A 14,471-nucleotide genomic window follows, 5' to 3' on the forward strand; every position below is an offset into this window, starting at 1 on the left:
GGGAAAAATGAGGGGCATGCCAGCGCGCATTACTCGGGACCTCCGAGGAACGTAGCATCCGGATGGGCTGAGGACAGGTTCCGACTAGATCGTTAGTTCCGTCACTCGAGCGTCCCGATCAGCAGAAACGTTTCCGGACGGACTGCTTCGTGTTCAACGGTGAAGCCGGCGTTGCGGAGCGCGTCCACCGCCTCGTCCGGACTGTAGCGTTCGTCGAGGGGTGGGCCGCTTGTACCGGACCCGGTCGCTGTCCAGTCGAAAAGGACGAGTCGGCCGTCGGTAGCCAGGACGCGTCGGATCTCGGCCAGTGCTTCGTCGCTCGCGAACTCGTGGTAGGTCATCGTCGAGAACGCGGCGTCGAGTGCGTCGTCGTCGAACGGCAGGTCGCTCACGTCGCTGGTCACGAGGGTGACGTTCTCCGGGACGCCCTTTTGCCGGTAGTACTCGTGCATTTCCTCCTGGACGTCGATCGCGTGGACCGTGCCGGCGTGGGGTGCGACGTCGTCGGTAAAGAAGCCGGTCCCGCTGCCGAGGTCGGCAACGGTATCGTCAGCGGAGAGTGAAAGCGCCCACAGCAGTTCCTCTGCCGAGACGAAGCGGTATCGCTGTCCGGACTGTTCCAGCTTGTCGGCACGCTCGGCATCGAACGTGTGATAACCCATAGCTACAGCCCCCCGAAAGCCGTAGTCGCTGGTTCACCCGTCCCGGGCACGATATCGTTCGGATCCATTCCAACAGGAGTGATAGCCGGCATCGTTCGTGCGTAGTATTGGGATTGGCACAAAAACAATTTCCGGATTCGAGAGTCCCCGTTTTGCCGACTCGGAAAAACGCCCCTGTACATATTTGACTCGAGTTAGTAAGGCGTGTATGGCCTCGGATTCTTCCTCTCGACGGACGCTTCTGGGTGTCGCGGGCCTTGCGAGTCTCTGCTGTGTCGGACCTGGGGCGCTCGCCGTTACCGGCGGCACCACCGTCGGTGTACTAGCCGGTCTCGGACAGGGGCTGGTCGTATTCGCCGTTCTCGGTGTCCTCTCCATACTATTTCGGCTCCGGTCGGACTGTTCTTCCTGTACCAGGTGACCTCCTCGACTGCGGGGAGTCGAACTCCTTTCGTCCACCCCGCCGACACCAGAATTGTATAATCACCGCAATGCTATTTGCCAAGCCGTACGTAGGACAGCCACGAGAGACCGATGACTCCACTCGAACTCCGAGCCGACATCCCGGCGCTTCAGGAAGACGTCTACCTCAACTTCGGCGCTCACGGTCCGAGCCCGGAATACGTCGTCGACGCCGCCGACGCGTTTCTCCGGTCCCACGAGTACGATGTGCCGGTCACGGACGATCCGTACGAGGCGGCGTTTCGCGCGTTCGATCACACCCGAGAGACGGTCGCATCGTTCATCGGCGCCGAACCGGACGAGGTCGCACTCACGGAGAGTACGACGGCCGGGATCAACGCCATCGCGAACGCGATCGACTGGCAGCCGGGAGACGTGGTCGTCCGCACCGATCTCGAGCATCCGGCTGGAATCCTCCCGTGGCAGCGCCTCGAACGAGCGGGTGTCGACGTTCGCGTCGTCGAGACGGAGGACGGGCGAATCGACCGCAACCAGTTCGCGGAGGCCGTCTCGGACGCTCGACTCGTCTGTTTCAGCGCGGTCACGTGGACCCACGGGACACGGCTTCCGGTATCCGAGTTGGTCGACATCGCCCACGACGCCGGGGCATTCACACTCGTCGACGCCGTGCAGGTACCCGGTCAGCTGTCCATGGACGTCTCGGCGTGGGGGGCCGACGCGGTCGCCGCCGCCGGCCACAAGTGGCTCCTGGGACTGTGGGGAGGTGGGTTCCTCTACGTTAACCGGCCGGTCGCCGAGGAACTCGAGCCGCGGACGGTCGGCTACCGGAGCGTCGAGACGCCAACCGCCGACCCGTTCGAGTTCGCCGCTGGCGCGCGTCGGTTCGAGGTCGGGTCGGCGAATCCGGCGCCACACGTCGCTCTCCATGAAGCGATTCAGGCGATCAGCGAAGTCGGCATCGACCGAATCGAAGACCGCGTTCATCGTCTCGCCGGTCGGCTGGTCGATGGCATCCCCGAGGCTCGACTCCTGAGTCCGTCACCGCCGGAGTCGGGTCTGGTGACGATCGAAGTCGACGACCCGGACGCGACTGTCCAGCGCCTGGCAACGGAGGGGATCGTCGTCCGAGCGTTACCGTTACCGAACGCGATCCGAGCGTCGGTCCACGCGGTCAACACCGCTGCTGATGTCGATCGACTGCTCGAGGAACTGGAACGAGAGTGGTAACGTAACGCCGACCCGGGTTCCGTACCCACTGCTCGAACCAGTTCTACACCCCGAAGAGTACGTGTTGACGGCCGTAGCGACTATCCAGACGGAAGGAACGTCGAGGGTCCCTGCTCGGGCTGCTCGAGGACTCGAGAAAAAGGAAGCGCTCGTCACCCTCGAGAAGAGGGGATTACCGGCAGGTAAGCATCGATACGATTCCTGGTTCGAATCCCCGGTTCATACCCGGTGGGTGACCGTCCCTCGAGGGATCTGTGAGGTGAATTCGAGGGTGTTCGATACGTTCTACTGGCTCGAAATTCGAGCGTCGGGGGGACTAATCTGCCTTCCCCTGGAGTCCCACCGGATAGCCGGTGTCTGTCGGCCGCTCGGCGTCGAAGAACTGTTCGAATACCTTCCGCTGAGCGGCCCGAAGATGCTGTAGATACGTCGATTGACAAACCCCCATTCTGTCGGCGAGGTCGTCGCCACTGGAGTCGCGGGGCCACTCGAAGAAACCGCCGAAATGGGCCAGTCGAAGCGCTTCGAGTTGGCGATCAGTTGCGGACTCTTCGACCGCCGATCGGAACTGACCGGACGTTTCGGGGGTTCGATCGCGTTCGTGTTGACCCACCAGATCCGCGCCAGGGTGGCTCTCGGTGACGGCCTCGACGACGGTTCGGACGTCGGCCGTTTCGGGCAGTTCGGCGACCAGGGTAGCTACGCTCCCGTTCTCCGGATCCGTTCCACACTGGTCCCCATCCGCGGTAAGCGACTGCACGCAGCCACCGTACTGTGCCAGCGTCGAAACGACGGCGGTCTCGTCGACGGTGAGTCGAAGCAGCGGTTCGGAATCGGCTCGAAGCCGCTGAGCCGACTCGATGCCGGAAATATCTGCTGCCTGGGCGGCGATATCACTGGCATCGGCGCCGCGAACGGTGACGAACTCGACGAGGTCACCGTTCGTACCGGTCGTCACCTGTTCGAGTTCGAGTTCGACGTCGGCCTCGAGTGCGCTGGCAAGAGCCGGGAGCGGATCGTCAGCCGGTGTGAGGTCGAACGTGAGTGCCGTGACGCGGTCGGTGACCAGCGAGCGCTGGCTTTCAGCCGCGGTGATGGCATAGGCGATGGTCTCGCCGAGTTCGTCGAGTACCTCGACGTCGAGGGCATCGGTGGCATTGTCGTCACCCGTGTGCAAGACGAGCGCGCCATAGTGGGCATCCCGATACGTAATCGGGATCGCGACGGTCGCGACCGCATCAGCCGCGAGTCGACACTCGCACGCGCGGGTACAGTCGGGGCGTCCCTCTTGACAGACCTGTGCGACGTGGGTCGTCTCGGTTTCCAGGGCGCGGTCGACGACCGTCTCCCGGTCATCGTCGTTGACGGCGGCGACGACGTCCTCGAGAGCGTCGTCGTCGATGCCGACGCTCGTGTTCGGTCGGACGGTGTCGGTGACGGCGTTTCTGGTGGCGAACCACGCGGATTCGTAGGGGCCTGCGCTCGCGAACTGTTCACACGAGACCGCCTCGGCCTCGGCTTTCGACTCGGTACGGAGCAGTTCCTGGGTGACGTCCCGGATGATCGCGTTCGTCGTGTTCAGCAACTCGAGCCGGTCGTGCTGGTCGCGGATGCGGAGTTCCCGTTCCTTGCGCTCGGTGACGTCGGCCTCGACGGCCACGAACCGCTCGACGGAGCCGTCATCGGCCGTGATCGGTGCGATCGTCGCGTCGACCCAGCACAGTTCACCGTTTCGGCGCCGGTTGACGACTTCGCCGTCCCAGACGTCGCCGTCCGTGATAGTCGACCAGAGGTCGTCGTAGAACGCATCGTCGTGCTTGCCGGATTGCCACACCGCGGGCGTTCGACCGACCAGTTCCGACGGGGCGTACCCGGTTACCGATTCCGTGGCGGAATTCGCGTACTCGATCCGTCCGTCCGGATCCGTCAAGAAAATCGCGTGACCGGCCTGTTCGACCGCTTTCCGGAAACTTCGAAGGCGATCGTTCATCGCCTCGAGTTCCGCTTTGATTCTGTCCTCCTCGTCGACGTACTGGGAGAGATAGTAGACCACCGCGACGGCGAGGCCGCTGACGACGAGCCCCGGTAGTTCGGCGAGGCCGGTGCCGCCGGTCGTCTGTAGCGTCCAGACCTGCCGTGACGTCATGAGCCCGAGCATGACCGTCAGGAACGCAAAGCGTCGATCGCCACTGCGTCGAAGGAGCAGGACGGAGTACCCCGTGCCGAGGATTCGGAGCGCGATCGACGCGATGAGGACCCCACTCATCGCGACCACCTCGAGCGGCGGCGGGACGGTTGGCGAGCGACAGGTGGGTGCATAGATACAGATGACCGTTGCCGGGGGATATGTACTGATGTCGTTCCCAGCGATCAGTAATACCGGTCCAGGAGGGTCGAAACGACCGTATTCCCGATACGATGGCTCACGAAGAATGAACCGAGAGACGGCCGGTACTCCCCTACCCAACAGTATCGGTACCCGGTACAAACCGGGTTTCGCCCCCCGAAATCGACCCCAAGAGTATCGGTAGAACGCTCAGTCCCCTGGGGGTCCTTTGTCTATTCGTATGAGGACCAATCGACGAGCGAACGGGAGGCGACGGCGTCTAGCCGGTGGTCGGCAATGAGCGAAAGCGAAGCTGCCGACGAGCCGATGCCGACCATTCCCGAATCGTCCGGGGACGACTCCGACGACTCCGACAACTCCGACGACACCTACGACGAGATGGTCGACGTCGAGGCTACCGATCCCCGAGTCGAACTCGAGAAGACGACCTATCGGACTGACCTCGGCATCGAGATGGCCGAGGACGCCCGGCGGGTGAGCCGCGGCGAACTCTCGAGCGAGGCCTACTGGGAAAAGTACGACGACGACGCAGCCACGGAGTTCGGCGACGACTACCGCGAGACACCGAATCCGGCAGTCGATCGAGACGACGGGACGATCGACGACGAGACGGCCGAAACGCTCGGCTGTTCGGTTGGCTCGATGGCCAGCGTCGCGGCGGCGCTCGAGGCGTCGGAGACCGCGGCAGACGCGGAGAGCAAGAGCGACGGCGACGGCGACGGCGATGGCGACGGCGACGGTGACGATCCGCGCTGGGGCATGGTCATCGACCTGCAGAAATGCGTCGGCTGTGAGTCGTGTACGGTCGCCTGCAAGGCCGAAAACCGAACACCGCCCGGCGTTTCCTACAACGTCGTCCTCGAGCGTGAGGAAGGCGAGTATCCGAACGTTAGCCGGACGAACGTCCCGCGTCCGTGCATGCAGTGCGAGAAGCCGCCCTGTGTGCAGGTCTGTCCGGTTAGCGCGACGTACAAGATGGACAACGGAGTCGTGAACATCGATTACGACCGGTGTATCGGCTGTCGGTACTGCATGGTCGCGTGCCCTTACGACGCGCGCTACTTCGACTTCGGAGAGAACTACGACGGTGAGTTCGAGGAAGGCGGCGAAGTAACCAGCCCCGAATACGGGACGGACCGCGGCCCGCGCGAAGACGGCGAGTCGCCGGTCGGCAACGTCCGGAAGTGTAACTTCTGTCACCACCGCCTCGAACGGGGTGAGGAGCCCGCCTGTGTCGAGACCTGTGTCGGTGACGCGCGCTATATGGGCAACCTCGAGGATACCGACAGCGACGTAAACGAATTGGCGTCGTCCTCCCGGGCGTTCCAGCTCAAGGAGAAGGAGGGGACCGATCCGAACGTCTACTACCTCAAGTGATACCCATGTCTACGAACACGCACACGGTGACGGCGGCGATCGGCGGTCGGCGGCTCCGGGTCGCCTGGTACGCGCTGCTGGTCGCGCTCCTGGCGGTCGGCGCCTATGGCGGGTACCTCCGACTCACGGAGGGACTCCGTGCAACGAACCTCTCGAGTACAGTGCCGTGGGGCGCGTGGGTCGCCTTCTACATCTACTTCGTCGGCCTGTCGGCGGGGGCGTTCCTCGTGAGCACGCTCTCGAACGTCTTCGAGGTCGAGGGGATGCACGAGATCGAACGCGAGGCGCTGTTCGTCGCGATCGTCTCGATGATCGTCGCGCTCACGTTCGTCCTGGTCGACCTCGGGCGGATGGATCGGCTCTGGCACCCCTTCGCGTGGCGACAGCCGCTCTCGGTCCTCTCCTGGGAGGTCCACGCGTACGCACTCTATATCGTCGTCCTCTCCGGCGAGTTGTACTTCTCGATGCGACGCGACCTCGTCGCGAGGAGCGAAGCCGACGACGGCCTCCGGGGACGGATCGCCGGTCTACTCACGCTCGGCCGGACGGACACGGGCGAAGAGAGCCTCGAGACCGATCGGACGTGGCTGAAACGCCTTGGAATCGTCGGCATTCCGCTCGCGATCGTCTTCGTCCACGGCGGCACCGGGAACCTGTTCGCGGTCGCCGCCGCGCGGAGCTACTGGTTCAGCGCGTTGTTCCCGGTAATCTTCATCACGTCCGCGGTCGTCAGCGGGATGGCACTGATCGCCCTGTTGTACGTGCTGCGGGCGCGCCTGGGGAGTCGAGCGCTCGAAACGGATCTGTTAGAGCGCATGGCGGCACTGTTCGTCGGATTCGTCGTCCTCGACGCGTCGCTGAAGGTTCTCGAGGCGTTCGTCGGGATCTACAGTCTCCACCCCGGCCACGTGGAGTCGTGGCTGACGATCATGACCGGCGAGATGTGGTGGTCGTTCTGGGTGGTGATGGTGGGACTCGGCTGGATCGCCCCGCTGGTGCTGTTACACCGTCGTGACTGGCGTCGCCGACCGGTGTTCGTCGCCGCCGCGGGCGCGAGCGTCGTCCTCGGCGTGATCGGCACGCGCTTCAACATCGTCGTGCCGGCCCAGATCGAGCCTGCGCTCTACGGCCTGCCGACGGGCTACTACGTTCCGTCGACGCCGGAATGGCTGCTCTCGCTGGGAATCGTCGCGCTCGGCGTGCTTCTCTATACGATCGGTACGGAACTGCTTCCGCTCGTTCCACGAGGTGAGACCCATGACTGATTCGAACGCAACCCACACGGACTCCAAGACAGGGACCGAACGGACGGATGAACCGGCCACCGACGGGATCGACCGTCGCGACTTCGTCAAGGCGGTCGGCGGCATCGGCGCGCTCTCGCTGTCCGGCGGTATCGCGGGCAGTGTCTTCGAGTTCGACGGCTGGTTCGCGGACGACGGTCACGGTGTCGGGACCGAGTACGGCGACTACGAGGCCTCGGACGTCATCTACACGACCTGCGGACAATGTAACACGTTCTGTCCGATCAAGGTTCGCCTGGCCGACGACAGCGGAACCGGCGAGTACAGTTCGCTCGTGCGCAAACTCGCGGGGAACCCCTACTCGTTCCTCAACACACAGCCACACGCTCAGGTGCCCTACGAAAGCGATCCCGAAGACGTCGCGACCGGCGACCTCGAGGGGACTGGCGAGGTCGACACGAGCAAGTGGTCGCTGTCGGGCGGACGCATCTGTCTGAAGGGTCAGGCTGGCATTCAAACGGCCTTCGACACGTACCGGTTGCGGAAACCGATGAAACGCGTGGGGCCGCGGGGCAGCGACGAGTGGAAGACCATCTCCTGGGAACAGGCGATCGAGGAGATCGTCTCCGGCGACGACGAACTCGGCCACGACGGCCTCCGTGAGCTGTGGGGGTACGCCCCCGAAGACGAAGTGATGGACGACTGGGAGGCCGTCCAGGTGGGTGAGATGAGCAAACAGGAGTTCGACGACCGCTACGAGGACGTCCTGATCGACACGGATCATCCCGATTTGGGACCGAAGGCCAACCAGATCGTCGACGTCGGTGGATTCCGGCGGAACTTCATTCGGAACCGGCTCTGGCACCAGGGGCTGGGATCGGTCAACAGCATCCATCACGCCGGCGTCTGCGGTCTCTCCGGCGTTATGGGGTTCAACCGCTCGCACGCCGGCACGAAGAAACGCCAGTACCCCGACATCGAGAACTGCGAGTACCTGCTGGTCTGGGGGACCAACCCGATGGTCGCCAACAAGGGCCCCACCTGGCTCGCCCCGAAACTCACGAACGCGATCGACGACGGCATGCGGATGGACGTCGTCGATCCCCGCCTCTCGAAGACCGCCGAGAAGGCCGACGAGTGGATCCCGGTCAAACCCGGCGCGGATGCCGCCCTCGCGCTCGGAATGGCTCGCTGGATCATCGAGAACGAGCGGTACGACGAGACGTACCTTCGCAACCCCGGGGAAGACGCTGCCGCGGCCGACGACGAACCCACGTGGAGCGACGCGACTCATCTCGTGCTCGTCGACGAGGACGAGCGACCGAAGGCCCGCGTCGGGGATCTCGATGTCCCTGGCGGCGACGACGACTCGTTCGTCATTCTCGACGCCGCGACCGGCGAACCGGCCCCCGCGAGCGAAGCCGACGAGGGCGTTCTGGACGTCGATATCACGGTCGACGGACGGGCCGTCAAGAGCGTCTGGACGCTGTACCGCGAGCGCGTCTTCGAGCACGACCTCGAGGAGTACGCCGAGATGGCCGGCGTCGACGTCGATCGGATCGACGAGCTCGCCGACGAGTTCACCAGTCACGGCAAGCGCGCGGCGATCATGGCGTACCGCGGCCCGGCCAAGCATACGAACGGGTTCTACGCGACACGCGCGATCTCGACGCTGCAGCACCTCATCGGCAACTTCGACTGGAAGGGCGGACAGATCACACCCTACGCGGGTTACGAGACGATGAGCGGCCGGTACGAACTCGGGGAGGTCCCCGACGGCCACGAACCGTGGGGGATCCCGCTGCTCCGGGGCGGCGTCAACTACGAGGAGACGTCGCTGTTCGAGCGCGACGACGGCTATCCCGCGAAACGGCCCTGGTTCCCCGTCGCACCGCCGATGGCGACCCAGGAACTCTACGCCAGCGCCGACGACGAGTACCCCTACGGGGTCGAGGCGCTGTTCATTCGGCCGTACTCGAATAACCACGTCATGTCCGCCGCAGGCGGGGACACGATCCCCGACGTGTTGCAAGACGAGGACGCGATCGGGCTGATCGTCGCTTCGGACACCGTTCTCGGCGAGACGAGCCGGTACGCCGACTACGTCCTCCCCGAGCCGACCTACCTCGAGCGCTGGGAGAACTTCGGCACGTATCCGAACAAGCGCCTGGCCGACGAGAAGATCAGCCAGCCGACGATCACGGTCGTCCCCGACGCACGGCCGTTCGAGGAGGTCCTGATCGATATCTGGAAGGAGCTGGACCTGCCCGGCGTCGGCGAGGGTGCTATCCCCGACGCTGACGGCGACCTGTGGCCGCTCGACACCGCCGAGGACTTCTACGTCAAGCTCGCGACCAACATCGCCTACGACCGCGAACCCGTCCCCGACGCCGACGACGAGGAACTCGAGTTGTTCGAGCACGCCCACGAGAAAGGGTTGGGTGAACAGTTCGACCTCGAGGAGTGGCGCAGCGCAGTAACCGACGAAGAGTGGCGCAAGGCGGTCACTGTACTGAACCGCGGCGGTCGGTTCGAGCAACCGATCGACGACTACACCGAAACGTTCGCCCAGCGTGGCCACGACTACGATTACGCCGGCCGGCACCCGGAGACGAACGCCTACGAGGGCGACCACATGCGGTACAAACTCGCGAGCCGGGTGAACTTCTACGACGAGATCGCGCCGACCGGGAAACACGCCTACGACGGCGAGCGGTTCGATCCCCTCCCTCGAGTAGCGGACGTCCTCCACTACAACCGTGATGTCCAGGTTCCCGTGAAAGCCGACGAAGAACTCGACCACGACAGGCCGCTGCAACTGACCAACTGGAAGCCCCGAACCCAGGGTATGCACCGAACGACCGGTTCGGCGTGGCTACGCGAAACCCAGCCCGAGAACCCGGTGTGGATCAACCCCGAAGACGCAAGCGAGCGCGGCCTCGAAAACGGCGACCGGGTACGGATCGATGCCGGCCGGCGAACCGTCGAGGCGACCGTCCGTGTCACCGGCGGCATCCGTCCCGGCGTCGTCGGAACCGCCTGGGGATTCGGACGACAGGGCGGCGACACGACGGACACGACGGTCGACGGCGACCATCGGGCGGGGGCTACCGACGGCTACGGGCATGCCGACCACTCGTTCGATACGCCGGGCGAGGATACGGCCGGATACGCGAAGGGACGGGACGCCGGGTTCGCCGTCAATCACGTTCAACCCCTCGACGACGAACTCGGCGACGTCGGCCTGAGCGATCCGGTCGGCGGAAGCAACGCCCAGTTCGCAGCCTACGTGGAGATCGAACCCGTGAGCGAACGATGACGCGAACCGATACGGTAACCACGAGGACGGCTGCGGTCGCCGATGCCCAGGCCGATCTGTACGGCCTGCTCGCGGCGATACTCGACGGTGAAACGGACGTCCTCGCAACAGTGATGCAGGACGGCTCGCTCGTCGACGTCACGGCGACGCTCCCCGTCGATATCGACGCTGCCCCCCTCGAGTGTACGGAGGTGGAGGAGGACGCCCTGCGGATCGCCTACGACAACCTGTTCGTCGTTCCGGGACCACAGTACGTCCCGCCGGTGGCCTCCGCACACCGTGACCAGCCCTCGGAGGCGTTCGAGTCGGATTCGCCGTTCCACGACGAGGGGACGGCAGGCGAACTGCTCGGCGATCCGGCCTCGGAGATGTCGTCGCTGTACGATCGAGCGGGCGTGCGTCCCAGCTACGGCGACTTCCCCGATCACGTCGCCGCTCAACTCGAGTTCCTCGCTGCGGTCACACGGCTAGAAGCGCGGGCCCTCGAAACGGGTACCGACGACCGCCTCGAGCGGTTCCGGACGTACCAACACGAGACGCTCGAACAGTTAGGCTGGCTCGATACGTTCCACAGGGCAGTCGCAGCTACCGACGGTCCTGACGGCGTCTTTACAGCCCTGGTCGCAGTGGCACGGACCATCACGGCCTGGCACGCTCGCGACTACTCCATGGGTGAGTGACTGCTCCCCCGACGGCCTTCAGGCCGCGCAGTTATTCGGCCCGAGTTCGAGTTCCGTCACTTCGGACCTGTCCTCGGGTGGTTCCGTGCCGGTGTTGATCTCGATGACGCGCTCGTAGTTCGGGGGTTTATCGGGCGCATCGTCGACCAACCGATCCACGAACTCGTCCTCGTCGAGTCCGAGGAGATCGAGAGCAGCGTGAAGCTCACCCAGTCGGGCCCCGATCAGTTCGCCAGGCGACCCGACCTCGTATCGGTTGTCCTTCGTGACGGATACGTGACCCGGAAGAATCCGCGTCTCGTCCGGGAGCTCGAGGATCGTTTCGTGGATGGATTCGTAGAGCAGTTCGGCACCGTGTGCTGCATCCTCGTCGCCGAACTGTAACTCCGTCCGGCCGACGGACTCCACGAACAGCGTATCACCGGTGAGGAGTAGCTCGTCTTCGACGAGATAGTTGACCATTTCGGTTGTGTGTCCCGGTGTGTGAAGCGTCTCGATCTCGATCTCCCCGAGTTCGAGCGTTCGACCGTCGGCGAGCGGTTTGTAGTCGTAATCGACTCCCCGTTCGCTCGCACGGTCACCGAGATGATACGGGACATCGAGTTCGTTCGCCAGTTTCGGACCGCCCGAAACGTGGTCCGCGTGAACGTGGGTATCGAGGACCCGTTCGATCGTGAGTCCGGCCTCCTCGGCAACGATCTTGAACTGGTCCGTCTGCCGTGTCGGGTCGACGACGACTGCCGATCCGGCACGTTTCGAGCCGACGAGATAGCCGAGGCAACCTTTCGCCCGACGCTGTAATTGCAGTGCGACGAGATCGTCGTTCTCCGTCTCGAGGGGAACGACTTCGTATACCTCGCTCCAGTCTTCCATGCCGCCTTTCACGACGGAGACGTCTTCGATCCCGTGTTGCTCGAGTCGAAACCCGAACGGCGTCGACGTGAGCCCTTTGCCGCAGATGACGACTGTGTCGCCGTTTTTCGACTCCACGACGGGCTCGAGATGGTCGTCCGTGAACTCTTCTCTCGGATCGAACGGGACGTTCTTGGCGCCGTGGATACGCCATCCTTCGTAGCTGTCTTCGGGCCGGGTATCAACGAGTGTGACCGATTCGTCGGAATCGATCAACTCCGCAAGTCGTTCGGAGGATATCTGGTCTACCATTGTAATCACTCTACAATATTGTCTGGATCGGACCGCCGATAGGTCTCGGCCCTGCACAGGCACCCCTACTAGAACTCGGTCCATCGCTTCGTGCAGATCCAACCGATCCCGAATTGCGTCGTTCTCGTCGAACACGAAACGGCGCTCCACCAGTGGGCGGAACTTCCAAGTCGATCACAGTGTGTCGTACAGGTATGCCCGCCGCAGTCGTAACTGGCTCCTCGAGAGGGATCGGGAAAGCGATCGCGCGTCGCTTCGCAACTGACGGATACGACGTGGCCGTGAACTATCGGTCCAGCGAAGACGCTGCCGAGGCGGTTGCTTCCGAGATCCGCGATTACGGGCGAGAAGCGATCGCCGTCGAGGCGGACGTCGCCGACCCCGACGCTGCTGGGCGACTGGTCGATACCGCTGCCGACGCGTTCGGCAGCGTCGATCACGTCGTCAACAACGCCGGAATCGACCAGCACGTCTACACTGACGATCTCGACCCGGATGACTTCGATCGGATCATGGACGTCAACGTCAATTCCGCGTTCAACGTCACGAAAGCAGCGCTTCCGTATCTTCGTGACTCGGCTGCTGACCCGTCCGTGACGAACATCTCTTCGATTCTCGCCCATACCGGTGCGGCGATCGAGTGCCATTACGCGTCGTCGAAAGGCGCGCTCCTTTCGTTGACTCGCAGTCACGCCCAGGATTTTGCGCCCGACGTACGGGTAAACGCCGTCGCCCCGGGCCACATCGAGACGGACATGACTGCCGATCGAACGCCCGAGGAGAAACGGGAAGAACTCTCCCGGATTCCAGTCGAGCGGTACGGCCAACCCGAAGACATCGCCGACGCGGTTGCATATCTGCGCGACGCCACGTTCGTCACGGGCGAGACGCTGGACGTGAACGGCGGCGAACTGATGCAGTGACGAACGCTCGGTGCCCCTCTCGCTCGACCACCTCGTCCGTCTACACGGGACAGCACGCGTCTCTCGTCGTCGCTGGGTGCATTCCAGCGGCTCTGTACTGTAACCACCTCGAGTTCGAGGACGGACTCGACTGGTATGGGCACCGTTAGAGACCTCGAGTGGCCGCTCCTTCCCGACAATCGAGACGCTCACCGAGCGAGGCGCTCCGTATCGAGCACCGACAGGTGGTCGTCGACGGTCAGCGACAGCGACTCCCCCTCGCAGTGGTACGTGATTTCGAAAGTATCTCGTGATTCGTCCGGGGCAGTCATGTCGACATCGTCGAACGCAGGGAACGACCAGCAGTATCGTTCGTGGACGTCGATAGCGTGGTCGTTGTAGAAGCCGATGACGGACGGATGTTCGAGGAGAACGTCGCTAACGCTCGAGTACGCCGTCGCGCCGCACTGTTGGCAGTCGAACTCCACCGTCGCCGTACCAGGGTGTTCAGTCTCCTCGAGTTGCTCGTCGGAACGTATCGGGCTCGAGTCGAACTCATCAGTTGACTTGACAGTCCGAGCGAGTCGGCCGTTACAGAATACACAGAAGCCGGCATACTGGCGCTGGATCGTCGTCCGAAGGTGTCGGCTTGCGAGCCGCGGAACGTCGGTATCGTCACAGTGGGCGAACACTGCTGGCGGGACTACGAACTCGTAGGTTGCAGAACAGGACGTACACTCGACGGTTACGACCTCATCACAGTAGGAGAGTTGTTGTGTCTCGCCGCAGAATCGACACGGGTCCGTCAGTTCGATTGGTTCGATCTCGCCGCTCGTCGTGTATCGTCCGGACTCGATTGATCCGACCACGTGCTTGCCCGCTTGCGTGAGTTCGTATCCTGCCTCGCTCTTGCGGACGAACCGGTCCGTCAGTTTCCCCAGGTGGTAGTTGAACCGTCCTGAGTCCTCGACGCCCGTCGCATCCTGAAGCGTCGAAAACGACGCCGTTTCCTCGGGATGAGTCCGCAGGAACCGCAGGATGTTCACCCTGATGTCGTCGGCCAGGGCACCGAACACTTCCCCCAGGTCGTCCTCGGTGAACTGCGTGGGCATGTGCAGACCTGTCT

At 63.7% G+C, this 14,471-nt stretch carries 10 protein-coding genes; 6 read left to right on the forward strand and 4 right to left on the reverse strand.

What is annotated here, in order from left to right; translation table 11 throughout:
- Positions 1-101: 101 nt before the first annotated feature.
- Positions 102-662, reverse strand: a complete 561-nt coding sequence (locus CHINAEXTREME_RS11690) for a class I SAM-dependent methyltransferase (RefSeq protein ID WP_007143726.1) — start codon at positions 660-662, stop codon at positions 102-104.
- Positions 663-1,196: 534 nt separating this feature from the next.
- On the opposite strand from CHINAEXTREME_RS11690, the gene CHINAEXTREME_RS11700 reads away from it, so the two are divergent.
- Positions 1,197-2,312 carry an aminotransferase class V-fold PLP-dependent enzyme gene (locus CHINAEXTREME_RS11700; protein ID WP_007143727.1) on the forward strand — a complete coding sequence of 372 codons (1,116 nt, stop codon included), beginning with the start codon at positions 1,197-1,199 and terminating at the stop codon, positions 2,310-2,312.
- Positions 2,313-2,628: 316 nt separating this feature from the next.
- Here the strand turns inward: CHINAEXTREME_RS11700 and CHINAEXTREME_RS11705 are convergent, their stop codons facing one another.
- Positions 2,629-4,578: a bacterio-opsin activator domain-containing protein gene (locus CHINAEXTREME_RS11705; protein WP_007143728.1), complete on the reverse strand. Its 1,950-nt coding sequence runs from the start codon at positions 4,576-4,578 to the stop codon at positions 2,629-2,631.
- 357 nt (positions 4,579-4,935) lie between these two features.
- Between CHINAEXTREME_RS11705 and CHINAEXTREME_RS11710 the strand changes: the two genes are divergently transcribed.
- Genes CHINAEXTREME_RS11710 through CHINAEXTREME_RS11725 form a run of 4 tightly spaced genes read left to right on the forward strand, consistent with a single transcriptional unit; the run spans position 4,936 to position 11,279 of the window.
- Positions 4,936-6,036 (forward strand): 4Fe-4S dicluster domain-containing protein, encoded by a 1,101-nt coding sequence (locus CHINAEXTREME_RS11710; protein ID WP_007143729.1) that lies wholly within the window; start codon positions 4,936-4,938, stop codon positions 6,034-6,036.
- Positions 6,037-6,041: 5 nt separating this feature from the next.
- Positions 6,042-7,301, forward strand: a complete 1,260-nt coding sequence (gene nrfD, locus CHINAEXTREME_RS11715; protein WP_029601573.1) for an NrfD/PsrC family molybdoenzyme membrane anchor subunit — start codon at positions 6,042-6,044, stop codon at positions 7,299-7,301.
- On the forward strand, positions 7,294-10,599 hold the full coding sequence (locus CHINAEXTREME_RS11720; protein ID WP_007143731.1) for a molybdopterin-dependent oxidoreductase: 3,306 nt from the start codon (positions 7,294-7,296) through the stop codon (positions 10,597-10,599). The genes nrfD and CHINAEXTREME_RS11720 overlap by 8 nt, the downstream gene beginning before the upstream one ends.
- A complete protein-coding gene (locus CHINAEXTREME_RS11725) occupies positions 10,596-11,279 on the forward strand; it encodes a molecular chaperone TorD family protein (protein ID WP_007143732.1) in 684 nt (227 codons plus the stop codon). Before CHINAEXTREME_RS11720 ends, CHINAEXTREME_RS11725 begins: the two co-directional genes overlap by 4 nt.
- Positions 11,280-11,297: 18 nt before the next feature.
- On the opposite strand, the gene CHINAEXTREME_RS11730 is transcribed toward CHINAEXTREME_RS11725, so the two are convergent.
- Positions 11,298-12,443 carry an MBL fold metallo-hydrolase gene (locus tag CHINAEXTREME_RS11730; RefSeq protein ID WP_007143733.1) on the reverse strand — a complete coding sequence of 382 codons (1,146 nt, stop codon included), beginning with the start codon at positions 12,441-12,443 and terminating at the stop codon, positions 11,298-11,300.
- A 194-nt stretch (positions 12,444-12,637) separates the two neighbouring features.
- On the opposite strand from CHINAEXTREME_RS11730, the gene CHINAEXTREME_RS11735 reads away from it, so the two are divergent.
- Positions 12,638-13,366: a 3-oxoacyl-ACP reductase family protein gene (locus CHINAEXTREME_RS11735; protein WP_007143734.1), complete on the forward strand. Its 729-nt coding sequence runs from the start codon at positions 12,638-12,640 to the stop codon at positions 13,364-13,366.
- Between the two features lie 188 nt (positions 13,367-13,554).
- On the opposite strand, the gene CHINAEXTREME_RS11740 is transcribed toward CHINAEXTREME_RS11735, so the two are convergent.
- Positions 13,555-14,457, reverse strand: a complete 903-nt coding sequence (locus tag CHINAEXTREME_RS11740; RefSeq protein WP_007143735.1) for an ArsR/SmtB family transcription factor — start codon at positions 14,455-14,457, stop codon at positions 13,555-13,557.
- Positions 14,458-14,471: the final 14 nt, after the last annotated feature.

Source organism: Halobiforma lacisalsi AJ5 (assembly GCF_000226975.2).
Taxonomy (GTDB): Archaea; Halobacteriota; Halobacteria; order Halobacteriales; family Natrialbaceae; genus Natronobacterium; species Natronobacterium lacisalsi.

Excerpts from the sequence above, each read along its gene's own strand:
- CHINAEXTREME_RS11710 (WP_007143729.1), top strand. The coding sequence starts at position 4,936 with ATGAGCGAAAGCGAAGCTGCCGACGAGCCGATGCCGACCATTCCCGAA.
- CHINAEXTREME_RS11720 (WP_007143731.1), top strand. The coding sequence starts at position 7,294 with ATGACTGATTCGAACGCAACCCACACGGACTCCAAGACAGGGACCGAA.
- nrfD (WP_029601573.1), top strand. The coding sequence starts at position 6,042 with ATGTCTACGAACACGCACACGGTGACGGCGGCGATCGGCGGTCGGCGG.
- CHINAEXTREME_RS11740 (WP_007143735.1), bottom strand. The coding sequence starts at position 14,457 with ATGCCCACGCAGTTCACCGAGGACGACCTGGGGGAAGTGTTCGGTGCC.
- CHINAEXTREME_RS11690 (WP_007143726.1), bottom strand. The coding sequence starts at position 662 with ATGGGTTATCACACGTTCGATGCCGAGCGTGCCGACAAGCTGGAACAG.
- CHINAEXTREME_RS11735 (WP_007143734.1), top strand. The coding sequence starts at position 12,638 with ATGCCCGCCGCAGTCGTAACTGGCTCCTCGAGAGGGATCGGGAAAGCG.
- CHINAEXTREME_RS11730 (WP_007143733.1), bottom strand. The coding sequence starts at position 12,443 with ATGGTAGACCAGATATCCTCCGAACGACTTGCGGAGTTGATCGATTCC.
- CHINAEXTREME_RS11700 (WP_007143727.1), top strand. The coding sequence starts at position 1,197 with ATGACTCCACTCGAACTCCGAGCCGACATCCCGGCGCTTCAGGAAGAC.
- CHINAEXTREME_RS11725 (WP_007143732.1), top strand. The coding sequence starts at position 10,596 with ATGACGCGAACCGATACGGTAACCACGAGGACGGCTGCGGTCGCCGAT.
- CHINAEXTREME_RS11705 (WP_007143728.1), bottom strand. The coding sequence starts at position 4,578 with ATGAGTGGGGTCCTCATCGCGTCGATCGCGCTCCGAATCCTCGGCACG.